The sequence below is a fragment of the Kribbella sp. NPDC000426 genome (assembly GCF_040300265.1).
GTDB lineage: Bacteria > Actinomycetota > Actinomycetes > Propionibacteriales > Kribbellaceae > Kribbella.
Genome location: NZ_JBEPDK010000013.1, coordinates 87,380 through 108,955, shown reverse-complemented (window position 1 = coordinate 108,955; position 21,576 = coordinate 87,380). Strand labels below are relative to the sequence as shown.

20 protein-coding genes are annotated in these 21,576 nt (G+C 68.5%); 8 read left to right on the top strand and 12 right to left on the bottom strand.

Annotated elements, in window-relative coordinates; all coding sequences use genetic code 11:
* The first annotated feature begins 79 nt into the window (after nt 1-79).
* Complete coding sequence (locus tag ABT313_RS43570; RefSeq protein WP_350866791.1) at nt 80-652, top strand: PadR family transcriptional regulator; 573 nt, start codon at nt 80-82, stop codon at nt 650-652.
* A complete protein-coding gene (locus tag ABT313_RS43565; protein WP_350866789.1) occupies nt 628-2,130 on the top strand; it encodes a DHA2 family efflux MFS transporter permease subunit in 1,503 nt (500 codons plus the stop codon). Before ABT313_RS43570 ends, ABT313_RS43565 begins: the two co-directional genes overlap by 25 nt.
* Here the strand turns inward: ABT313_RS43565 and ABT313_RS43560 are convergent.
* Entirely contained in the window at nt 2,127-2,771 is a 645-nt protein-coding gene (locus ABT313_RS43560; RefSeq protein WP_350866787.1) for a hypothetical protein, read from the bottom strand. The genes ABT313_RS43565 and ABT313_RS43560 overlap by 4 nt on opposite strands.
* Before the next feature lie 24 nt (nt 2,772-2,795).
* Here ABT313_RS43560 and ABT313_RS43555 point away from each other — a divergent pair, with 24 nt between their 5' ends.
* Nucleotides 2,796-3,686: an HhH-GPD family protein gene (locus ABT313_RS43555; protein ID WP_350866785.1), complete on the top strand. Its 891-nt coding sequence runs from the start codon at nt 2,796-2,798 to the stop codon at nt 3,684-3,686.
* Between the two features lie 45 nt (nt 3,687-3,731).
* On the opposite strand, the gene ABT313_RS43550 is transcribed toward ABT313_RS43555, so the two are convergent.
* The 6 genes from ABT313_RS43550 to ABT313_RS43525 all read right to left on the bottom strand — a co-directional run bounded on the left by ABT313_RS43550 (nt 3,732) and on the right by ABT313_RS43525 (nt 13,269).
* Complete coding sequence (locus ABT313_RS43550) at nt 3,732-4,679, bottom strand: DivIVA domain-containing protein (protein WP_329003832.1); 948 nt, start codon at nt 4,677-4,679, stop codon at nt 3,732-3,734.
* 72 nt (nt 4,680-4,751) lie between these two features.
* Complete coding sequence (locus ABT313_RS43545) at nt 4,752-6,734, bottom strand: coiled-coil domain-containing protein (protein WP_350866783.1); 1,983 nt, start codon at nt 6,732-6,734, stop codon at nt 4,752-4,754.
* A gap of 332 nt (nt 6,735-7,066) precedes the next feature.
* Complete coding sequence (locus tag ABT313_RS43540; protein WP_350866781.1) at nt 7,067-9,616, bottom strand: ATP-dependent Clp protease ATP-binding subunit; 2,550 nt, start codon at nt 9,614-9,616, stop codon at nt 7,067-7,069.
* A gap of 341 nt (nt 9,617-9,957) precedes the next feature.
* The gene (locus ABT313_RS43535; RefSeq protein ID WP_350866779.1) at nt 9,958-10,287 is read right to left on the bottom strand and encodes a histone-like nucleoid-structuring protein Lsr2; all 330 of its coding nucleotides are present in this window, start codon (nt 10,285-10,287) and stop codon (nt 9,958-9,960) included.
* A gap of 228 nt (nt 10,288-10,515) precedes the next feature.
* The gene (lysS, locus tag ABT313_RS43530) at nt 10,516-12,036 is read right to left on the bottom strand and encodes a lysine--tRNA ligase (protein ID WP_350866778.1); all 1,521 of its coding nucleotides are present in this window, start codon (nt 12,034-12,036) and stop codon (nt 10,516-10,518) included.
* A 9-nt stretch (nt 12,037-12,045) separates the two neighbouring features.
* Complete coding sequence (locus ABT313_RS43525; protein ID WP_350866776.1) at nt 12,046-13,269, bottom strand: MFS transporter; 1,224 nt, start codon at nt 13,267-13,269, stop codon at nt 12,046-12,048.
* Between the two features lie 58 nt (nt 13,270-13,327).
* Here ABT313_RS43525 and ABT313_RS43520 point away from each other — a divergent pair, with 58 nt between their 5' ends.
* Genes ABT313_RS43520 through ABT313_RS43505 form a run of 4 tightly spaced genes read left to right on the top strand, consistent with a single transcriptional unit; the run spans nt 13,328 to nt 15,987 of the window.
* A complete protein-coding gene (locus ABT313_RS43520; protein ID WP_350866774.1) occupies nt 13,328-13,897 on the top strand; it encodes an ArsR/SmtB family transcription factor in 570 nt (189 codons plus the stop codon).
* Nucleotides 13,898-13,953: 56 nt separating this feature from the next.
* On the top strand, nt 13,954-14,400 hold the full coding sequence (locus ABT313_RS43515; RefSeq protein WP_350866772.1) for an NfeD family protein: 447 nt from the start codon (nt 13,954-13,956) through the stop codon (nt 14,398-14,400).
* Nucleotides 14,388-15,281, top strand: a complete 894-nt coding sequence (locus tag ABT313_RS43510; RefSeq protein WP_350866771.1) for an SPFH domain-containing protein — start codon at nt 14,388-14,390, stop codon at nt 15,279-15,281. The genes ABT313_RS43515 and ABT313_RS43510 overlap by 13 nt, the downstream gene beginning before the upstream one ends.
* A 46-nt stretch (nt 15,282-15,327) precedes the next feature.
* The gene (locus tag ABT313_RS43505; protein ID WP_350866769.1) at nt 15,328-15,987 is read left to right on the top strand and encodes a DedA family protein; all 660 of its coding nucleotides are present in this window, start codon (nt 15,328-15,330) and stop codon (nt 15,985-15,987) included.
* Here the strand turns inward: ABT313_RS43505 and ABT313_RS43500 are convergent.
* On the bottom strand, nt 15,973-17,262 hold the full coding sequence (locus tag ABT313_RS43500) for a hypothetical protein (RefSeq protein ID WP_350866837.1): 1,290 nt from the start codon (nt 17,260-17,262) through the stop codon (nt 15,973-15,975). The genes ABT313_RS43505 and ABT313_RS43500 overlap by 15 nt on opposite strands.
* 116 nt (nt 17,263-17,378) lie before the next feature.
* Between ABT313_RS43500 and ABT313_RS43495 the strand changes: the two genes are divergently transcribed.
* On the top strand, nt 17,379-17,969 hold the full coding sequence (locus tag ABT313_RS43495; protein WP_350866767.1) for a carboxymuconolactone decarboxylase family protein: 591 nt from the start codon (nt 17,379-17,381) through the stop codon (nt 17,967-17,969).
* Here ABT313_RS43495 and ABT313_RS43490 read toward each other — a convergent pair.
* The 4 genes from ABT313_RS43490 to nadC form a co-directional block, all read right to left on the bottom strand.
* Complete coding sequence (locus ABT313_RS43490) at nt 17,957-19,396, bottom strand: multicopper oxidase family protein (RefSeq protein ID WP_350866765.1); 1,440 nt, start codon at nt 19,394-19,396, stop codon at nt 17,957-17,959. The genes ABT313_RS43495 and ABT313_RS43490 overlap by 13 nt on opposite strands.
* A gap of 29 nt (nt 19,397-19,425) precedes the next feature.
* Complete coding sequence (locus tag ABT313_RS43485) at nt 19,426-19,872, bottom strand: hypothetical protein (protein ID WP_350866763.1); 447 nt, start codon at nt 19,870-19,872, stop codon at nt 19,426-19,428.
* Between the two features lie 67 nt (nt 19,873-19,939).
* Nucleotides 19,940-20,704, bottom strand: coding sequence for a type III pantothenate kinase (locus tag ABT313_RS43480; protein ID WP_350866761.1), 765 nt, complete (start codon nt 20,702-20,704; stop codon nt 19,940-19,942).
* Nucleotides 20,704-21,558, bottom strand: a complete 855-nt coding sequence (nadC, locus tag ABT313_RS43475; RefSeq protein ID WP_350866759.1) for a carboxylating nicotinate-nucleotide diphosphorylase — start codon at nt 21,556-21,558, stop codon at nt 20,704-20,706. The genes ABT313_RS43480 and nadC overlap by 1 nt, the downstream gene beginning before the upstream one ends.
* Nucleotides 21,559-21,576: the final 18 nt, after the last annotated feature.

Sequence of the window (21,576 nt, the reverse complement as noted above, 5' to 3'; positions counted from 1 at the left end):
GAGGCGTCTTGCATTTCGGCGCGGATCGACTAATACTCCACATGGAACATTTGGCGCGGAACAATCCACCTGGAGGATCATGGCCGACCTCACCCCGCTGGCGATCTCGGTGCTGGCGTTGCTCGAGGAGAAGCCGATGCACGCCTACGAGATGTACCAACTGCTCGTCAGCCGCCACAACCACCGGATCGTGAAGGTCCGGCCGGGTTCGCTCTACCACACGGTCGAGCGGCTGGCCGGTCAGGAATACGTCCGGGCGATCGGCACCGACCGGGCCGGGAACCGGCCCGAGCGGACCACGTACGAGATCACCCCGGCCGGCCGGGAGGCGATGATCCGCCGGGTCGAGAGCGGGATCGAGACCTTCGTCTACGAGTACCCGGTCTTCCCGGTGTTCCTCGCCGAGGCGCACAACCTCGACGCCGAGGACGCCGTACTGCGGTTCCGCCGCCGGATCGAGGAGATGGACTTCTGGCTGGCCGACGTGGACAAGGCGATGGACAGCGCCAAGGCCCGCGCCGTTCCGGAGCCGTACTGGCTGGCCGGCACCTATGTCCGGGCCCAGGTCGCGGCCGAACGCGACTACCTCACCAACATCATCGAACGTATCGAGAGCAAGGACCTGGAATGGCAACCGGACAAGACGCAGTGAGGCCCGAGGTGCGGCCCTGGCCCGCACTGTGGGCGTTGGTGCTCGGCTTCTTCATGATCCTGGTCGACTCGACCATCGTGTCGGTCGCGACCCCCGCGATCCTCGAGGACCTCGGGTCGGACGTCGGCACCGTGGTCTGGGTGACGAGCGCCTACCTCCTGGCGTACGCCGTACCGCTGCTGATCACCGGACGCCTCGGCGACCGGATCGGCCCGAAGAAGCTCTACCTGGCCGGACTGGCGTTGTTCACGCTCGCGTCGGTCTGGTGCGGGCTGACGAACACGATCGAGATGCTGATCGTGGCCCGGGTCTTCCAGGGCCTCGGCGCCTCGATGATGACGCCGCAGACGATGGCCGTCATCACCCGGATCTTCCCGCCGGACCAGCGCGGCCGGGCGATGAGCCTGTGGGGCGCGACTGCCGGTGTGGCGACGCTGGTCGGCCCGATCCTCGGCGGCGTGCTCGTCGACGGGCTCGGCTGGCAGTGGATCTTCTTCATCAACGCGCCGGTCGGCGTGGTCGGCTTCTTCCTGGCGCTGCGACTGGTGCCGGACCTGCCGACGCACAAGCACAAGTTCGACCTGATCGGCGTCGCGCTGAGCGCGATCGGTCTGTTCCTGCTGGTGTTCGGCATCCAGGAGGGGCAGAAGTACGACTGGGGTCAGATCAAGGGTCCGATCACGGTCTGGTCGCTGATCATCTCCGGCCTGGTCGTGCTGGCGATCTTCGTCTTCTGGCAGTCCCGCAACCGCGGTGAGCCGCTGCTGCCGCTGGGGCTGTTCAAGGACCGCAACTTCTCGCTGGCGAACGTCGCGATCACCACGGTCGGGTTCGCGATCACCGCGATGGCGTTCCCGCTGATGCTGTACGCACAGGCGGTCCGCGGGCTGTCGCCGACCAGGGCGGCACTGCTGCTGGTGCCGATGGCGGTCATCTCGGGCGCGCTCGCGCCGTTCGTCGGCCGGCTGGTCGACCGGACGCCGCCGCGGTTCATCGCCGGGTTCGGACTGCTGTGCTGCTCGGTGTCGATGTTCTGGATGAGCCAGGTGATCGAGCCCGACGTCGCGATCTGGAAACTGCTGCTGCCGATCGCATTGCTTGGTGTGGCCAACGGATTCATGTGGGCGCCGCTCGGCACGACCGCGACGCGGAACCTGCCGATGCACCAGGCCGGTGCCGGCGCCGGCGTTTACAACACGACTCGTCAGGTCGGCGCAGTACTGGGCAGCGCGAGCATCGCCGTACTGATGGAGTCGCGGCTGGCGCACAACCTGCCGGGAATGAGTGGCGGTGCGTCCGAAGGCTTCACCGGAAAGCTGCCGGAGGCCGTGCGGCAAGGGTTCAGTGACTCGATGGCGCAGTCGCTGCTGCTGCCGGCCGCCGTGCTGCTGATCGGATTGGTCGCGGCCCTGTTCTTCGTGGCGCCGTCGTACCTGCAGAAGAAGCCCGACACGGCGACCCAGCCGGTCGAGGCCTAGACGACCTGGAAGGCCTGTGCACTCGACAGGTGGCCGTCGTACTCGGCCTTGACGACGTACGTTCCGGGCTTGGCGACCGGTTGCGCCGGTAGACAGCCAGGCCCGGAACGGTGCCCGTTCCACGGCACCGTGACGGCCGCCTGCTTGCCCTTGGCAACGACCAGGGTGGCGGTCTGGATCACCTTGCCGCATTGGCTGGTGCTCCAGATCAGGTCCTTGCCCGACGTGACGGTGACGGTCAGCTTGTCGTTGTCGATCGTTGCCTTGCACTCGTCGTCGACCGGGCTCAGCTGGACGACGAAGTTCAGCATCGAGCCGGAGACGATCTTCCGGTTGCCCGGCAGCGCGTCGATGCGTACGTCGGAACCCTTGCAGGCCAGGTCCGCGGGCGGCGTGGTCTTCGTCGGCTTCGGAGTCGGCGTCCGCGTCGTACTCGGGGAGGTGCTCGGTGCCGAGGCCGGCGGGGCGCCGGACGGGTTCGGCTGCGGATCGGTCGCGGCGGTGTTCTGCGCGTCGCCGCCGCCGGAGAAGAGCCGGGAGACCAGGAAGACCAGCACAACTACGACCGCGAGCACCAGTCCCCGGCGGAACCAGTACACGCTGGCGGGCAGGTGCCCGACCGGACGGAGCAGGCTGCTCATGAAGCGCACTCTAATATCGGCACTGTGCTGGACCACTCAGGCTCGCCGCTAGCCCTCCACGACCCGGTACTGCGCTGGTACGACGCCAACGCCCGCGTGCTCCCGTGGCGGGAGCCGGACGCGGGAGCGTGGGCGGTGATGGTCAGCGAGTTCATGCTGCAACAGACACCGGTGAACCGGGTGCTGCCGGCGTACCGGAGCTGGCTGGAGCGGTGGCCGAAGCCGGTGGACCTGGCCGCAGCGGCCCCTGGTGAGGCTGTGAGGGCCTGGGACCGGCTCGGGTACCCCAGGCGCGCCCTGCGGCTGCACGCGGCGGCTCAGGCGATTGTGGAGCGTCACGGCGGCGAAGTACCGGACGACCACGCCGCACTGCTCGCGCTGCCGGGCGTGGGGACCTATACGGCCGCTGCGATCGCGTCGTTCGCCTTCGGCCAACGTCATGCCGTCGTCGACACGAACGTCCGCCGGGTCCTCGCCCGAGCCCTGACCGGCGTCGCCCAGCCGACCATCTCCCCCACCGCCGCGGATCAGCGGCTGGCAACCAGTGCGCTTCCGGCCGACGAGCCGACAGCCGCACGTTGGGCCGTCGCCTCGATGGAGCTCGGCGCCCTCATCTGCACCGCCCGTACGCCGAACTGCTCCGACTGCCCGATCCGCTCGCAGTGCGCCTGGGTCCGCGCCGGCAGCCCGCCGTACGACGGCCCGCCGCGTCGGGGCCAGACATACGAAGGCACCGACCGCCAGGCCCGCGGCCGGCTCCTCGCCGTACTGCGGGCCGCATCGGCGCCGGTCTCCAAGGACAAGCTGGACGCGACCTGGCCGGACGCCGTACAACGCGAACGCGCGCTGGACGGATTAGTTGCCGACGGCCTCGTCGAGCCGCTCGCCCGCAAACGCTACCGACTCCCGGCATAGCAAGGGGCCGGCTCGACGACTCGAGCCGGCCCCTTAGGTGCTGCTTCAGTTCTTCTTGCTGCCGGCGGCTTCTTCTTCGTCGTCGGCCAGCAGGTCGAGCGGCATCGCCGGGCTGCCGGACAGCGTCGCCAGCATCTGGCGGACGTTGGTCAGCTGCGCGTTGATGCTGTCCCGGCGCTGCGTCGCGGCGGCGAGCTCACGCTCGGACTCGGCGCGGATCCGCTCGGACTTGTCCTTCGCGGCGGCGACGATCTCCTGGGCCTGCCGGTTGGCGTCGGCCAGCTGCTGCTGCGACAACCGCTCGGCCTCGGAACGCGACCGGTCGGCCTCCCGCTGCACCTGGGCGGCGCGGTCGGTGACGGCGGCCAGCTGCTGCTCGGCCAGCGCGGTGCGGGCAGCGAACTCCTGCTCGACCTTGCCCCGGCGCTCGGCCAGGGTGGTCTCGAAGGCGGCCGCGGCCTGAGCGGACTTGGCCCGCTCCTGCTCGTACAGCGCCTGGGCCTCGCTGCGGCGCGCGGTGGCGTCGCGCTCGGCCTCGTCGCGCATGTCGTCGGCCTGGGTCCGGGCCTCTTCGAGGATCCGGGCGGCCTCGGCGTCGACCTCGCTCTTCCAGTCCAGGGAGTACTGCTCGGCCTCCTTGCGGACCTTCTTCGCGTGCGCCTCACCGTCGGCGACGATCGCCTCCGCATCGGTGCGGGCGCGGGTCACCAGGTCACGGGCCTCGTCGTCGGCCAGCGACAGGATCTTCGCGACGCGCTCACCGAACTCGGTGAACGTCGGCGTCCGGTCCTTGGAGTCCTCCTGGGCGGAGATGACGGCCGCTTCCGCTGCGTCCGTGCGGGACTGCAGCTCCTGCACATGACGCTGCAGCTGCTCGGACTGCTGCTGCAGCGCAGTCAGAGAGGTGGTCAGCTCACGGATGTGCTGGTCCACCTGGGCAGGCTCGTAGCCACGCAGAACGGTACGGAACGGGGTTGGGCTTTCACTGCTCATGTTTTCCGATGCTCACTTCGATGGGTGGGTGGATCACACATTGTCACTGACAAGGATCTGACTGTCACGTCCTCATCCTGATTCCCCCGTGGAACCCTCACTGGAGGACATTCCACCACCTGGGCGGAACCCCGGTACAGCGAGTGCCTCGATCACACCCGAAAGCTGGGTGAGCTCCTTGGTGATCTCATCACGGCGCTGGTTCAACGCCGCGACCCTCGCCTCGGCTTCGGCGAGAAGTTTTCGTGCCTGTGCGCGCAGACTATCGGCGTGGTCGCGCGCCTGGGCCTCCAACTGCTGGGCTTCGCCCCGCGATTTGCGGATCAGCTCGTGCGACTGACGCTGCGCCTCGGCCAGGTCGTTGGCCGCGCGCTCGCGCAGATGCTGGGTCGCGGCCTCCGCCTCGGCCTCCCGGCGGTTGGCCCGCTCGATGATCTCGCGGGCGTCGTTGGCGGCCGCGCCCTTCAGCCGGTCGGCCCGGGACTGCGCCTGGGCGGTGACCTTCTCGGCCTCCCGCTTGGCGGCGGCCAGGGTCGCCTCGGCCTGCTCGCCGGCGGAGTACAGCGTCGTCTCGGCCAGCGCGGTCAGCTCCGCGTTCTCCTTGGCGATCGCTTCCTGGGTCTGCTTCAGGCGGCTGGTCGAGCGGCCGACGACGCGACGCAGGTGCGCACGCTTCTGACGCATCAGCTCGGTGGCTTCCGCAGCGGCCGCGTCGCGGATCGACTGGGCCTCCTTCTCGGCGGCGCCGATCAGGTCGTCGACGGTCTTCTTGCTCCACAGCGTCTGCTTCTCGGCCTCGGCCATCGCCGCCTCGGCCGCCCTGTTGGCGTCCTCGACGATCCGCTGCGCCTCGGCGGACGCGGTCCGCCGGTCCGCCTCGATCGAGTCGACGACCAGCTTGGCCTGGGCCCGCGCGTCGGCCATCAGCCGCTCGTTGCCGGCTTCGGTCTCGGCCTTGCGTTCGGCGATCTCGGCGACGGCCTCGGCCCGCAGCTTGTCGATCTCCAGCGAGATCGCGGCCAGCTTGGCCCGCTCGGTCTCCTCCAGCTCCGCAGTACGACGCTCGAGCTCGGTGCGGTTCTCGCCGCGCAGCCGCTCGATCTCCGCATGCGCCTCGCCGATCTCGCGCCGGGACTTCTCCCGGGCCACCTCGACCTCGCGCTCGACCGCGGCCCGCAGGTCGGCGGCCTCGGACTCGGCCCGGGCGATCAGGGCAGCTTCGTTGCGCGCGGCGGCCTGCGACACCAGGCCAGCCTGCTCACCGGCGTCCGAGACCAGCTGCTGCGCCTCCTTGCCGGCCCGCTCGACGGTGGCCTGTGCGGACTCGCGGGCCAGCTGGGCCTCTTCGAGGAGCTCGTCGGCCTCTTCCTTCACGCGAGCCGCTTCGCTCTCGGCCGCTGCGATCCGTCGCTGCGCCGCCGCTTGCGACTCGGCCCGCAATTGGTCGGCGGCCGCTTGGCTCTCCAGCTGCAACTTCTCGGCCGCTGCCTCCGACTCCGCCCGGCGCTTCGCGACCTCGTCGGCGACGGTGGCGCGCAACTGCTCGGCGGCAGACTCCGACTCGGTCTTCAGCCGCTCCGCGATCGCGGTGGCTTCGGACCGGACCCGCTCGGCCTCCGCGTTCGCGTCGGCTGTCAGTTTCTCGGCCGCGGCGGCAGCATCGCGGCGGACCCGATCGGCTTCGGCGGTGGACTCGGCACGCAGCCGGTCGGCGGCGTCCTCGGCCTCGGAACGGACCCGCTCGGCCTCGGCCTCGGAGCCGGTGCGGAGTTGTTCGGCGGCCCGCTCCGCGTCGTTCAGGACGCGCTGGGCGGCCGCCATCGCGTCGGTCCGGAGCTTGCGGGCGGCTGCCTCGGCCTCAGCCTTCAGGCGCTCGTTCTCGGCGCGGATCCGGTCGGCCTCGTCGCGGGCCAGGTCGTTCTCGTGCTCGGCCTGCTCGCGCAACGTGTCCGCGATCCGCTGGGCCCGCTCGAGCACACCGCCGGCCTGCCGCACGCCAAAGGAACCGGTGTCAGCGACCGGTTCCTGGGTCAGGGGCAGACGCGGAGCGTCCATGCGACGAGATGATTCCATCCCCGGCCCCCTTTCCGACAGTCCGGGTCCGAACAGCGTGCTCACAGGGTTAACAACGCGGTAGACAGGCGGTAGGTAACTGCTTCATCAGCAGTTGCGCGATCTTCCCATCGATACGTTGGCGGACGCGACCCACTCCCGTATCGAAGTGGTTACGCTCCGCAGGACGATACGACCAGTCAGTAGCCTTCGCGCAAATCAGGCGTGTCGCAGCGGTACGCAGAGCCGAGGCGCAGTACTCCGGCCTGGACCACTGCGGGCCTGCGGACATGCAGAAGGCCCCGCCGGAGCGGGGCCTTCTGGGGTGGCGCTTGTTACGAGTCCTGGACGCCGGAAGCCGGACCGGTGCCGCCGCCGGCGGTCAGGTCGGTCAGCTCCAGGTCGGACGCCGAGGACTTCTCGTTGCCCTTGAAGGTGAAGAACTCGGTCACGCCGTCGTCGTTGACCTTGCCCTCGGGGATCGCGTCGACCAGGACGATCTGGCCCGGACGCAGCTCCCCGAACAGGATCTTCTCGGCCAGCACGTCCTCGATGTCACGCTGCAGTGCGCGGCGCAACGGACGGGCACCCAGCACCGGGTCGAAGCCACGCTCGGCGGCCAGCTTCTTCGCCGCCGGGGTGAGCTCGATCCCCATGTCCTTGTCCTTCAGCCGCTGCTCGATCTGGGCGACCATCAGGTCCACGATCCGGACGATGTCGTCCATCGTGTGCTGGTGGAAGACCACGATCTCGTCGACGCGGTTCAGGAACTCGGGCCGGAAGTGCTGCTTGAGCTCCTCGGTGACCTTCGCCTTCATCTTCTCGTACGAACCGCCGACATCGTTGGCCTGGGCGAAGCCGAGGCTCACCGACTTGGCGATGTCCTTGGTGCCGAGGTTCGTGGTCATGATGATGACGGTGTTCTTGAAGTCGACCACGCGGCCCTGGGCGTCGGTCAGACGACCCTCGTCCAGGATCTGCAGCAGCGAGTTGAAGATGTCCGGGTGGGCCTTCTCGACCTCGTCGAACAGCACCACGGAGAACGGCTTGCGGCGGACCTTCTCGGTCAGCTGGCCACCCTCTTCGTAGCCGACGTACCCCGGCGGGGAGCCGAACAGCCGCGAGGCCGTGTGCTTCTCGGAGTACTCCGACATGTCGAGGCTGATCAGCGCGTTCTCGTCGCCGAACAGGAACTCGGTCAGCGCCTTCGACAGCTCGGTCTTACCGACACCGGACGGGCCGGCGAAGATGAACGAGCCGCTCGGGCGACGCGGGTCCTTCAGCCCGGCGCGGGTCCGCCGGATCGAGCGGGACAGCGCCTTGACCGCGTCCTCCTGGCCGATGTAGCGCTTGTGGAGCTCCTTCTCCATGTCCAGCAGCCGGGAGGACTCCTCCTCGGTCAGCTTGAACACGGGGATGCCGGTCGCGGTGCTGAGCACCTCGGCGATCAGCTCCTCGTCGACCTCGGCGACGACGTCCATGTCGCCGGCCTTCCACTGCTTCTCCCGCTCGGACTTCGCGTTGATGAGCTTCTTCTCGTCGTCACGCAGCCGCGCGGCGCGCTCGAAGTCCTGCGCGTCGATCGCCGACTCCTTCTCCCGGCGAACGGTCGCGATCTTCTCGTCGAACTCGCGCAGGTCCGGCGGAGCCGTCATCCGGCGGATCCGCAACCGGGCCCCGGCCTCGTCGATCAGGTCGATCGCCTTGTCCGGCAGGAACCGGTCCGAGATGTACCGGTCGGCCATCTGCGCGGCGTTCACCAGCGCGGCATCGGTAATCGTCACCCGGTGGTGCGCCTCGTACCGGTCGCGGAGGCCCTTGAGGATCTCGATCGTGTGCGCGATCGAGGGCTCGGCCACCTGGATCGGCTGGAACCGGCGCTCGAGCGCGGCGTCCTTCTCGACGTACTTGCGGTACTCGTCGAGGGTGGTCGCGCCGATCGTCTGCAGCTCACCACGGGCCAGCATCGGCTTCAGGATGCTCGCGGCGTCGATCGCGCCCTCGGCCGCACCGGCCCCGACGAGGGTGTGGATCTCGTCGATGAACAGCACGATGTCACCGCGGGTGCGGATCTCCTTGAGCACCTTCTTCAGGCGTTCCTCGAAGTCACCGCGGTAGCGCGAACCGGCTACCAGGGCGCCCAGGTCGAGGGAGTAGATCTGCTTGTCCTTCAGCGTCTCCGGGACGTCACCACGGACGATCTGCTGGGCCAGACCTTCCACGATGGCGGTCTTGCCGACACCCGGCTCACCGATCAGGACAGGGTTGTTCTTGGTCCGCCGGGACAGCACCTGCATGACCCGCTCGATCTCGGTCTCGCGCCCGATCACCGGGTCGAGCTTCGCCTCACGAGCGGACTGGGTGTAGTTCCGGCCGAACTGGTCGAGCACCAGGGAGCTGCTGGGTGCGCCCTCCGTGGGCGCGCCGGCAGTCGAGGCCTCCTTGCCCTGGTAACCGCTCAGCAGCTGGATGACCTGCTGCCGGACCTTGTTCAGGTCCGCACCGAGCTTGACCAGGACCTGCGCGGCGACACCCTCACCCTCGCGGATGAGGCCGAGCAGGATGTGCTCGGTGCCGATGTAGTTGTGGCCCAGCTGCAGGGCCTCGCGCAGGGAGAGCTCCAGCACCTTCTTGGCGCGGGGGGTGAACGGGATGTGCCCGCTCGGGGCCTGCTGCCCCTGGCCGATGATCTCCTCGACCTGGGAACGAACGGCCTCGAGCGAGATACCCAGGCTCTCGAGAGCCTTGGCGGCGACCCCTTCACCCTCGTGGATCAGGCCGAGCAGGATGTGCTCGGTCCCGATGTAGTTGTGGCTGAGCATCCTGGCCTCTTCCTGAGCCAGGACGACTACCCGACGGGCGCGGTCCGTAAATCGTTCAAACATCGCCAAAGCGCTCCTTGCCTCAGAGGAGTCGGACGTGCCGTGGTGGCCGACCCCCGTACATGCATGCTAGTCCCCGGCGCCGACAGGCTCGCTCTCGGCGAACATCCGATCACGCTTCCGTCGACGGCCCGGGCGGCATCACAAGGGGACAACCGCACTGATCACCAGCGTGTTCCCGCGTGGACCCGATCAGACAGCATGTTCGCCACCAGCGAATTTCCCCGACTACCTGTCCGGTCAGTCATCAGATCCGACACGCCGTGTCCCACTCTGTGAAACAACCGGAATGCGGACGGTCCCGGCACCCCGTTAAGGGGGCCGGGACCGGGGTGAAGAAAAAGTTACTTGGCTTCGTTGTACGCCGCGCGCACCTCGGCGGAGATCCGGCCCCGCTCGCTGACCTCGTAGCCGTTGTCCTTGGCCCAGGCCCGGATGTCGGCGGAGTCCGAGGCCGAGCGGCCGCGGCCACGCGTCCGGCCCGCACCGCCGCGGCGGCCGGAGACCCGGCGCCCGGAGCCGACATAAGCGGCCAGTGCGTCACGCAGTTTTGCGGCGTTCTTCTTGGACAGGTCGATCTCGTACGTCGTTCCGTCCAGCCCGAAGGTGACGGTCTCGTCGGCCTTACCGCCGTCGAGATCGTCCTCGAGAACCACCTGAACCCTTTGCGCCATCGATGACAACCTTTCCGCGCCCGCCATCGGGCACAATCCCCCTGCCGAATTGTTAGCACCTGATTTGTACCGCACAAACCGGGTTCGTGTCATTCATCGACGCCGCGCAGCCGTCGTAACTTTGAGTATTCATCCGGTCCGAAACCGGCTGGACCGGAATGAATTGACCCCAAATTTGCCGAACGAGTCCGTTGTGCTATGCAACGATCTGCGGAGGGATTCGGAGCATCATTCCGGCCGGAGCAACGGGAAGAGAATCGTCTCCCGGATACCGGTTCCGGTGAGAAGCATCACCAACCGGTCCAGGCCCATCCCCATGCCGCCGGCCGGCGGCATCCCGAATTCCATCGCCCGGAGGAAGTCCTCGTCCAGCTCCATCGCTTCCGGATCGCCGGCCGCGGCCAGCAACGACTGCGACACCAGGCGATCGCGCTGGATCACCGGGTCGTTCAGCTCCGAGTACGCGACCCCGAGCTCGACGCCGTTGAAGAACAGGTCCCAGGCCTCGACCAGGCCCGGAATTTCGCGGTGCGGCTTGGCCAACGGCCGCGCCGACTCCGGATAGTCGCGGACAAAGGTCGGCTGGATCAGCGTGTGCTCACAGAGCTTCTCGAACAAGTCGACCGCGATCTCACCGGCATTCCGGCCCGGCTGCAGCTCGACGTCGTGCTGCTCGGCCAACTTGGTCAGCGCGGCCAGGTCGGTGGTCACGTCGACACTCTCGCCGACGGCCTCGGAGAGCAGCCCGAAAAGCGTCGCGTGCTGGAACGGCTGCTCGATGTCGATGATCGAACCGTCGCGCCCGGTGATCGTCGTACGACCGATCGCACGGCCCGCGTTCCGGATCAGCTCCTGGATGAGTTCGGCCATCGAGTCGTAATCGCCGTAGGCCTGATAGGCCTCGATCATCGAGAATTCCGCCGAGTGGGTGGAGTCCAGCCCCTCGTTACGGAACGTGCGGCCGATCTCGTAGACCCGGTCGACGCCGCCGATCATCGCGCGCTTGAGGTCGAGCTCGAGCGCGATCCGCAGCTTCATCTCCTGGTCGAAGGCGTTCAGGTGCGTGCTGAACGGGCGGGCCGCGGCGCCGCCGTTGGTCAGCTGCAGCACCGGCGTCTCGACCTCGACGAAACCGTGCCCGTCGTAGGTCGCGCGCAGTGACTTCAGCACGGCGGCCTTCGCGCGGACCATTTCGCGGGCCTCGGGCCGGACGATCAGGTCGACGTACCGCATCCGGACGCGGGCCTCTTCGCTGAGCGGCTTGTGCTCGTTCGGCAGCGGACGCAGCGTCTTGGCGGCCATCTGCCACCCGGTCACCTGCACCGACAGCTCACCGCGCCGGCTGGTGATCACCTCGCCCTGAACGGCGAGCAGGTCACCGATGTCGACGAGCTGCTTGAACCGGGCCAGCTCCTCCTCGCCGAGATCGGCGAGCGACAGCATCACCTGGAGCTCGGTCCCGTCGCCCTCCCGGAGCCGGACGAAACACAGCTTGCCGGTGTTGCGCAGGAAGATCACCCGGCCGACCACCGAGACCTGCTCGCCGGTCCGGGTGTCGGGCTCCAGATCCTGGCTGTCGTACTTCGCCCGCAGGTCCTTCAGCAGGTGGGTCCGCGGCACCGAGATCGGGTACGGCTCGACACCTTCGGCCAGCAAACGGTCACGCTTCTCCCGGCGAACCCGCATCTGCTCGGGCAGGTCGTCCTGCCCGTTGTCGGGGTTCACCGGGTCCACGTGCGTATCAGTCATGGCTCAAGGCTAGTGACTGACCGCCTCCAGCTCCGAATCCTTTGTTCCGTCCTTCACCCGGGCGAGGAGAGCGCCGACCGCCGCGGCGGCCACCGCGCAGGCCACGCCACAGGTCACGAACGTCCCGCGGGGACCGAGCAGCGCGCCCGCCAGACCGCCCAGCAGCATCGCCAGGATGCTGAAGGACCGGACCGTCCCGTTCAGCGCCGCGATCACCGAGCCACGGACCGCCTCGGCCGACCGCATCACGAGCAGGGCGCTGGTCGCCGCGTTCAGCAGCCCGCTGCCGACGCCGATCGTCGTGGCCCCGATCATCAGCGTCACGAAGTTCCCGGCCAGGCCCATCAGCACGCTGGATCCGCCGATCGCCGCCATCCCGGCCACGACCGCCATGGACCGTGCCCGGTCACTACGCAGCCGGCCGCTGTACCAGGCGCCGAGGATCGCGCCGGCGCCGGTCGCCGCACCCGCCGCGCCGTACAGGCTCGGTCCGAGGCCGAGTTCGCCGGTGATCAGGAAGACCTCGACGACGTTCACCGCTTCACCGGCGACGACGAACAACCAGAGCGCCGGCACCAGGACCCGCAGTACGTCGTCCCCGAAGATGGCCCGCAGCCCGGCCGACACCCCGCCGCGCTGGTCCGCGGTAGCCGGCTCCGGCCTGCGGCGGGTCTGAACCAGGCGGGCGACGATGACGAGAACCAGGAAGGTCCCGGCGTCGACGAGCAGCGCCCCGCGGGTCCCGGCCGCTCCGACCAGCACGCCACCGGCAGCCGAACCCGCGAGCGTCGCAACCCCGATCAAGGCCTGGCTGGTCCCGGTGGTCCGGCCGACGAGTTCCTCGCCGACGATCCGTGGGATCAGCGCTCCCCAGGCGGGGCCCGCGACGGCCTGCCCAACTTGGAGGACGCAGACCAGGAGCAGCGTGTTGACCAGGTCGTGGACGAAGGCGAGGCCGACGCCGGCCGCGACCTGCAGCAAACCCGACCAGACCAGGACCGTGCGGGAGTCGAACCCGTCCACGATCCGCCCGGCGAACGGGATCATCGCGACGGTCGGTACCGCGAACGCGAGCAGCAGGGCGGTGATCGCGGCCGGACCGTGGCCGTCGGAGACACGCAGCATCAACGCGATCAGCGCGATCGAGTCACCTGCATAGGAGAGCGCACGGGCGGGCAGCACCAGGCGGATGTCGCGGTGCGACCAGATCGAAGTCTGAAGGGTTTGCTTCATAGATGTGAAGTTAATGCTTCATATTCCGATCCGTCAAGGGTTTCGCTACGCTGACGTCGTGGCCAAGCAGAAGCCCGTTGTGGTGATCTCCGATCCGCAGGCGATCCGCGCCCTGGCCCACCCGGCCCGGCAGCGGGTGATCGACGAGCTCTACAACGGCAAGGTGCTGACCGCGACCGAGTGCGCGGAGATCGCCGGCCTCACGCCGTCGGCGATGAGCTATCACCTGCGGGCGCTGGAGAAGTGGGGCATCATCGAGCGCGCCGAGGAGTCCGCGGACGGCCGGGAGCGACCGTGGCGGGCGCGGGCCGCGAGCCTGCGGATCGACTCGACCACCGGCGGGGCCGGGCGGCTGGCCGGTCACGCGATCATGCGGACCGCGATGACCGGGGTGCTCGAGCAATTCCAGGAGTTACCCGAGGACGACCCGTGGGACGACGTCAGCACGATGAGCCGGTCCAGGTTGTGGCTGAGCCACGACGAAGCCGTCCGGTTCGGCCAGGAGCTGAACGACCTGGTCGACCGGTTCAAGAAGAAGCGCACGCAGAGCGACCACCCGGCCGGCGCCCGCCAGATCAGCTCACTGTTCGCCGTCGTACCGATCGGGAAGGTGCCGGAAGACAGCTGAACCGTTAGCTACGGAACGACGTATCCAGGAGTACCTTCGGAGTAGAGGTACTTGTCATGCAGTCCTGGGTGCTCTGGGTGATCGTCGCCGCCGTCCTCGGCACGGCTGAGTTGATGGCAGCGACCTTCGACCTGCTCCTGCTCGCCATCGCGGCGCTCTCCGCCGGGGCGATCGCCGGGCTCGGACTCGGTATCGGCTTCCAAGTGCTCACCTTCGCGGTCACCGCCGCCACGCTGGCCGTCCTGGTCCGGCCCGTCGCTCGCCGGCACCTGACCGGGCATCCGCGTTTGCGCACCGGGGTGGCTGCCCTGATCGGGCGAGAGGCCGTGGTGCTCGCTGCGTGTGACCGGGACACCGGTCGCGTCCGGATCGGCGGCGAGGAATGGAGCGCCCGGTCGTACGACCCGCACCTGCACATCCCGGCAGGCACCCGGGTCGATGTTTTCGCCATCGAGGGGGCCACCGCCCTCGTCCACCCTCAGGAGGAGCCATGGCCGAACTGATCATCGGAATCGTCGTCGCACTGCTCGCGGTCGTGCTGGTACTGCGGACCGTCCGCATCGTCCCGCAGGCACGGGCGAGCAACGTCGAGCGCCTCGGCCGGTACCTGCGCACGCTGGAGCCCGGACTGAACATCGTGATCCCGTTCGTCGACCGGCCCCGGCAACTGATCGACCTGCGCGAGCAGGTGGTCTCGTTCCAGCCGAACTCCGTCATCACCGAGGACAACCTGGTCGTCCACATCGACACGGTGCTGTATTTCCAGGTCACCGATCCGCGCGCGGCGGCGTACGAGATCCAGAACTACATCCAGGCCATCGAGCAGCTGACCGTGACCACGCTGCGGAACGTCATCGGCGCGCTGGACCTGGAGAAGACGCTGACCTCGCGCGAGCACATCAACTCGATCCTGCGCGGCGTCCTCGACGAGGCGTCCGGCAAATGGGGGATCCGGGTGAACCGGGTCGAACTGAAGGCGATCGAGCCGCCGGCGTCGATCAAGGAGTCGATGGAGAAGCAGATGCGGGCCGAGCGGGAGAAGCGGGCCGCGATCCTGAACGCCGAGGGCCAGCGGCAGTCGCGGATCCTGACCGCGGAGGGCGACCGGCAGGCCGCGATCCTGCGGGCCGAGGGCCAGGCGAAGGCGATCGACACGGTGTTCGACGCGATCCACCGCAACGACCCGGACCCGAAACTGCTCGCCTACCAGTACCTGCAGATGCTGCCCGAACTGGCGAAAGGCCCCGGCAACACGTTCTGGGTCATCCCGTCCGAGGTCACCAGCGCCTTGCAGAACGTCACCAAGGCGTTCACCGGCGAGACACCCGCTCCGGTGGCGATCCCGTCGGAGAACGGCCACAACCCTGAAATCCCCCGGACTTAGTTGCCCTGTCACCAAATCGGTTGTCCCTCGATGTCACTATGGGTGCATGGGGGAACCTTTGTTGCTCGCGCAGGCGATCGCCATCCCGACCGGAGTGGCGGTGCTCGCGTACCTGGTGGTCGGACTCGTCATCGGCGTCGAGAGCATGGGCGTCCCGCTGCCGGGTGAGACCACCCTGGTCGCGGCCGCGCTGCTCGCCTCGCAGCACCATCTGAAGATCGAGTTCGTGATCCTGGCGGCTGCCGCCGGCGCGATCATCGGCGACTCGATCGGGTACTTCGTCGGCCGCAAGGCGGGCCGCCGGTTGTTCGAGCGGCTCGGCCGGCGGTTCCACCACTTCTCCGAGGACCGGATCGTCCGCGCCGAGCGGTACTTCCACAAGTACGGCGTCTGGACGGTGTTCTTCGGCCGGTTCGTCGCGCTGCTGCGGATCTTCGCGGGCCCGATGGCCGGCATGCTGCGGATGCACTACCCGCGCTTCCTGGCCGCCAACGCCGCCGGCGGTATCGCCTGGTCGGCCACGATCGGCATCGTCGCCTACAAGATCGGCGACAACGCCGACAAGATCTTCGGCCGGGTGTCGCTGTGGGCGCTGGTCGGCATCGCGGCCGTCGCGGTCGCGCTGTACGTCGTCCACAAGGTGCGCAAGCGGCACAAGCACACCGACGTACCGGCGCCGAAGCCGGCCGCGTCAGCGGACGTGTAGCTGCAGACCGGCCGTGGTGATGCCCTGCATCGGACGGCCGAACATCATCGCGCCCGGGATCACGAACCGGTAGACGAAGTCGCCCGGCTGGCCGGCCTTGAACGCCAGCGCGGTCTGGCCCTGCCGCATCGCCATCGCCTTGAGGTTCGCCCAGGTGCGGGTCTGCCGGTTCCAGGCCTGCAGCATCACAATCGTGTTCATGGCGGGTTTGACCGTCGCCGAGATCGTCACCATCGAGCCGGCCTTCTTCGCCGTGTCCCCACCGGCGAATCCTGCCGACGCGACCCGGACGACGCTCTTCGTGTACCCCGGTTTGCTGGTCGAGGTCCCGGTGATCATGCCGGCCTTCGAGTACACCGGCACGGTGATCTTGTACGGCCTGCTCCCCGCGGTCGGTACGCCGATGTCGTAGTACCCGCCCGCCGTCGTCGTGCCGCGCGCCGCCGGGGTCCATCGCGAGCCCGGCGTGACCTGTGTGAGGACCACGACCGGCACGCCGGCCGGAGTCGCCCGCTGGCTCGTGCACGGGCTCTCCAGGTCGCAGCCGACCTGGTGCAGGATGACCCGCCCGCGGACCCGGATCGGCACGCTGTACTGCGCCAGCGGCGGCACCGCGCCGCTGATCGAGCTGGTCAGACCGAGGACCTGCCCGCCGATCTGCGTGCTCCACTCGTTCGTCGTCCGGAGCTGGAAGGCGTACGGCGGCTTGATGCTCTTGATCACCTGCCGGTTCGACGTCGTGGCCGGGCCGATCGCCTTCAGCCGCTCGCCGGGCCGTCCGATCATCGGCACGTACCGCTGGGTCTTCTTGCCCTTGATGTCCAGCGGGTCGTTCGGGGTGAAGTCCTGCGGCGCGACCGGCACCGACCACCTGATCAGCACCCCGCGCCCCTGCGGTGCCACGGCGGCCGCGCTCGGGCGCACCGGTCCGTCGGTGTCGAACACCGGCGACTTGGTGAGCTTGCTGGTCACGCCGCCCTGCGACGTCCCGGTCGCCACCGCGACCTTGTAGTTCCCGTCCGGCGGGAACGCCGAGGTCGGGATCTCCCAGCGGTTCGGGTCACCGGCCGGGATGTACTTCACGTACGACGGGCTCTCGCTGAGCACACCCTCGATCGTGATCCGGTTCGGCTGGTTGGCGTCCTTCCAGGTCACCAGCACCGCGGCCCGGCCCTTGGGCGCCCAGGCCACGGCCACGTCGCTCGGCGCCGGATCCGAGGCGCACGCGGTCAGCAAGGTCGCACCCGCGACCACTGCCAGCGCCACGGCGAGCATCCGCCGCACTCGAACCACCTCGTCTCAGCTGCCTCACAACCAAACCTCGTGAACCATACCCAGTCGGGAGTACCCGATCCCCATCACCGTTGCCGGATCGGTATCACGCTCCTACCGTGAGAGGAGCCACAGAGGGGGAAACCACGATGGCGTTCATCGACACACCCAGTGACCCGGCGTTCTTCGACGCGAACCGGGCACCGGCCGGGCACGTGCCCAACTTCGTCCAGACCTTCGCCGCACGGCAGGCCGTGTACGACGCCTGGAAACAGCTCAACGGCGCGATCAAGGAGTCCATGGACCTGCGCCGCTACGAGCTGGCCACGCTGGCGGCCGCGACCGCGCTCAGATCCAGCTACTGCAGCCTCGCGCACGGACAGGTACTGGCCGACAAGTTCTACACAGCCGAGGAGGTGGCCGCGCTCGTCGACGAGCCGCCGAACAACCCGGTCGACGAGGCCGTGATGGCCTTCGCCCGGAAGGTCGCACTGGGGGCCGACAAGGTCACCCAGGAAGACGTCGACGGGCTGAAAGCACTCGGCCTGAGCGACGCCGACGTACTCGATGTCGTGCTGGCCGCCGCGGCGCGCGCGTTCTTCTCCAAGACGCTGGACGCGACCGGCACGCAGCCCGACTCGGTCTTCAACAACCTTCCCGACACCCTCCGTACGGCGTTGACCGTCGGCCGCCCGATCTACTCGGGGTGATTGCCCGGCCCGCCGCCGAGGTGGAACTTCGTGCTGACGCCGTTGTACATCAGGTGCGTGATCAGGCCCTGTGCCGCGTGCGGCAGGTTGTGGCAGTGGTCCATCCAGATACCCGGGTTGTCCGCGACGAAGGCCACCTCGTAGCTCTCCTTGTCCTCGACGTTGAGAGAGTCTGTCCACCACGGGCTCCCGGTGGCCTGCACGCCGTTCCGGCTGAGGACGACGAGGTGGTGGCCGTGCAGGTGCATCGGATGGACCTGGCCCGAGGTGTTCTTGATCGTCATCCGGACGATGTCGCCCTCGCTCACCACGAACATCGGCACGTCCGGGTACGTGTGCCCGTTGATCGTCCACCACCGCAGCCCGGGCTTCCCGTCGAAGAAGCCGATCCGCCGACCGATGTCGTACCGGAACACCCGCGTCGCCTTGGCCGGATCGAACCCGATCGCCTTCGGTGACCCGTACGTCAGCAGATCGACCCGGTCCCTCGGCTCGGTCCCCGTCGGGGCGTCACCGTCCCCGATCACCAGCGTCGTCGGTCCGCCACCGAGCCCGATCCGCACTGGTTTGTCCGTGCGTACTTCGAGATCGATCCGCCCGCCGGCCGTGACCAGCACGGACTTGCCACTCACCTCGGTCGGCGCGTTCAGGTCGGTCCCGTCGACCGCGACCACCTTGTACGGCGCGCCGTCGACCCAGGCCGGCATCGGTCCGTTGTCGGTGTTGATCAAGCGCACGCGGGCCGTCGGACCAGGTGCCTTCACGTGGCGTTCGCCGTACTCGCCGTTGACCGTGCGGACCTTGTCGTAGGTGTGGACGGCGGCGATCACGTCGTCAGGAGACGGCTGCACGATCAGTACGCCGTACAGACCCTTCTGCACCTGCTCGTGCGATACCTGGTGCGAGTGATACCAGTATGTGCCGGCATCCTTGGCCATGAAGCGGTACACGAACGACTGCCCCGGCTTGACTGCGTCCTGGGTGACGCCCGCAACACCGTCCTCGGCATTCGGTACGTCGACACCGTGCCAGTGCAGCGTGATCCCGTCGGCCACGTTCTCGTTGTGCAGGGTGACCTGCACCAGATCGCCTTGTTTTGCGACGATCCGCGGCCCGGGCGAGGTGTGGTTCAGTGTGAAGCCGTCCATCGAACCGCGGCCCGGAATGTCGAAGCGCTCCTTGCGGGCGACCAGATCCACCGCCACGTCGGGCTTCTGGGTCGGCGGACCGGTCAGCTGGCTGACGTCCTCGCCGTGATGGAGATGCTCCGACACCGGACCGCCGCCGTAGTCGGGGTAGCCCATCGACATCGGCGAAAGATCGTTCGGGACCAGGCTGCGCGTCCACAAGAACACGATCGGCGCCAGCACGACGATCGTCGCGGCGATCGCGATCAGCGTGCGACGAGACGGCGGTCGCACACTCACGACCGCCACCTGTCAGTTGCCAAGGGCATCTAGGTGGTCGCCTCGGTGGTCGCCGCCGGGGAAGCCCCGGCCGCCACCGCCGGACCGGCCGCCCGGCGCGAGGCCGTCACGGCGACCGCGAGCAGGGCGAACGCGTTCAGGCCGTGCAGCGCGCCGACCGCAGGTAGACCGAAGGACAGCGCGGCCAGCCCGAACTGCAGGACGACCATGCCGAACACGAACAGCGCCCACTTGACGCCGCCCTCGACCTTGGCGAAGAACGAGACGACCAGCAGCAGGATCGCAAGGAGCGGAATGACGCCGCTCCCGACGATCGTGTGGATCATGTGTCCGACATTGGCGTCGGTGTCCTTGCTGAACACCGAGCCGTCGTCGACGTCCTTGAGAACCGTGAACCAGGCGAGCGCGATCGCTCCCGCCTGGACCAGCACCCCGATGGCAATGAGACCGGCCAGTACCCGATAAGTAGCTCTCATGGCTTCCCCCCAAAGTAGCTGCCCTCATGGTGATGCAGATCACCTCAAGGGCACAAGAGGTTAAAGCTCAGCCGTGGTTGCGCGCGTAGGCCTGGTACAGACCGTGCAATGTCAGCAACGGTTCGTCGCGGACCGGCGTGGTCAGCTGGCCGGTCAGCAGCGGCGCCAGGGCGCCAGTGATGACGACGGGACTCTCCGCGTTCAAGGACTGCTCGGTCCGGATGCGTGCGACCAGACCGTCGACCAGCGCGGCGAAGCCGTGGATCGCGCCGGACTGCAGCGCTTCGACCGTGTTCTTCGCGACCACGGACCGCGGCCGAACCAGCTCGACGCGACGCAGCTGCGCGGCGGCGTACCCGAGCGCGTCGGTCGCGGTTTCGATGCCTGGGGCAATCACTCCGCCGATGAACGCGCCGGCCGGGTTGACCACGTCGATCGTGATCGCCGTGCCGACGTCGACGATCAGGCAGGGAGCGCCGTACTTGTGCACCGCGGCCAGCGCGTTCGCGATCCGGTCCGTGCCGACCTCTCGCGGGTTGTCGACGAGCACCGGCAGTCCGGTCTTCACACCCGGCTCGACGACGACGCTCGGCACGTCCTGGTAGTAGCGCGAGACCACGTCCCGCAGCTCGTGCAGCACATGCGGCACGGCGGAACAGACGGCGATCCCGGACACCGGCGACTCACCGGCGAGCAGCCCCTGCAGCAGCACGGCCCACTCGTCCGCCGTACGCCGTGGGTCCGTGCCGACCCACCAATGCCGCTTGACCGTGCCTTCGAACACCAGGCCGACCAGCGTCCTGGTGTTCTCGACGGCGACGGCCAGCAACATCAGACGTCCTTCAGGTCCAGGGCGATGTCCAGCACCGGCGCCGAGTGGGTCAGCGCGCCGACCGCGAGGAAGTCGACCCCGGTCTCGGCCACCGCCCGGGCCTTGTCCAGCGTCAGTCCGCCGGAGGCCTCGAGCCGCGCCCGGCCGCCGACCTTCTCGACCGCTTCGCGCAGCAGCGGAACGTCCATGTTGTCGAGCAGGATCAGCTCGGCGCCGGACTCGACCGCGATCAGCGCGTCCTCGACCGAGTCGACCTCGACCTCGATCGAGATGTCGGGGTAAGCCTTGCGCACCAGCCGGTACGCCTCGGCGACGCCGCCGGCCGCGATGACGTGGTTGTCCTTGATCAGGGCGGCGTCGGACAGCCCCATCCGGTGGTTCTTGCCGCCGCCGCAGCGGACGGCGTACTTCTCGAGGGTCCGCAGCAGCGGCATCGTCTTGCGGGTGTCGCGGATGACCGCGCCGGTGCCGGCGACCGCGTCGACCCAGCGCCGGGTCAGGGTGGCGACACCGCTCAGGTGGCACAGCAGGTTCAGCGTGGTGCGCTCGGCGGTGAGCAGCTGACGGGTCTTGCCGCGGACCGTCATCAGGATCGCGCCGGCCTGCACGGATGCGCCGTCACGAACGGAGTGCTCGATCTCGAGCTCGTCCGGGGCGGCGACCAGCCGCAGTACGAGCTCGGCGATCTCCAGCCCGGCCACCACACCGTCGGCGCGCGCGACCAGCTCGGCGACCGAGATCTGGTCCGGGTCGACGGTGGCCGTGGTGGTGACGTCGACGCCGCCGGCCAGATCCTCCTCGATCGTGGCCCCCACGAGGTCAACGACCCATTGCCGGTCGACTGTCTCATCCATGCCGGTGACCGTATCAAC

Coding starts and splice junctions, on each gene's coding strand:
- ABT313_RS43570 (WP_350866791.1), top strand. CDS start 80: ATGGCCGACCTCACCCCGCTGGCGATCTCGGTGCTGGCGTTGCTCGAG.
- ABT313_RS43565 (WP_350866789.1), top strand. CDS start 628: ATGGCAACCGGACAAGACGCAGTGAGGCCCGAGGTGCGGCCCTGGCCC.
- ABT313_RS43560 (WP_350866787.1), bottom strand. CDS start 2,771: ATGAGCAGCCTGCTCCGTCCGGTCGGGCACCTGCCCGCCAGCGTGTAC.
- ABT313_RS43550 (WP_329003832.1), bottom strand. CDS start 4,679: ATGAGCAGTGAAAGCCCAACCCCGTTCCGTACCGTTCTGCGTGGCTAC.
- ABT313_RS43545 (WP_350866783.1), bottom strand. CDS start 6,734: ATGGACGCTCCGCGTCTGCCCCTGACCCAGGAACCGGTCGCTGACACC.
- ABT313_RS43540 (WP_350866781.1), bottom strand. CDS start 9,616: ATGTTTGAACGATTTACGGACCGCGCCCGTCGGGTAGTCGTCCTGGCT.
- ABT313_RS43535 (WP_350866779.1), bottom strand. CDS start 10,287: ATGGCGCAAAGGGTTCAGGTGGTTCTCGAGGACGATCTCGACGGCGGT.
- lysS (WP_350866778.1), bottom strand. CDS start 12,036: ATGACTGATACGCACGTGGACCCGGTGAACCCCGACAACGGGCAGGAC.
- ABT313_RS43525 (WP_350866776.1), bottom strand. CDS start 13,269: ATGAAGCAAACCCTTCAGACTTCGATCTGGTCGCACCGCGACATCCGC.
- ABT313_RS43515 (WP_350866772.1), top strand. CDS start 13,954: ATGCAGTCCTGGGTGCTCTGGGTGATCGTCGCCGCCGTCCTCGGCACG.
- ABT313_RS43510 (WP_350866771.1), top strand. CDS start 14,388: ATGGCCGAACTGATCATCGGAATCGTCGTCGCACTGCTCGCGGTCGTG.
- ABT313_RS43505 (WP_350866769.1), top strand. CDS start 15,328: ATGGGGGAACCTTTGTTGCTCGCGCAGGCGATCGCCATCCCGACCGGA.
- ABT313_RS43500 (WP_350866837.1), bottom strand. CDS start 17,262: ATGCTCGCCGTGGCGCTGGCAGTGGTCGCGGGTGCGACCTTGCTGACC.
- ABT313_RS43485 (WP_350866763.1), bottom strand. CDS start 19,872: ATGAGAGCTACTTATCGGGTACTGGCCGGTCTCATTGCCATCGGGGTG.
- ABT313_RS43480 (WP_350866761.1), bottom strand. CDS start 20,704: ATGTTGCTGGCCGTCGCCGTCGAGAACACCAGGACGCTGGTCGGCCTG.
- nadC (WP_350866759.1), bottom strand. CDS start 21,558: ATGGATGAGACAGTCGACCGGCAATGGGTCGTTGACCTCGTGGGGGCC.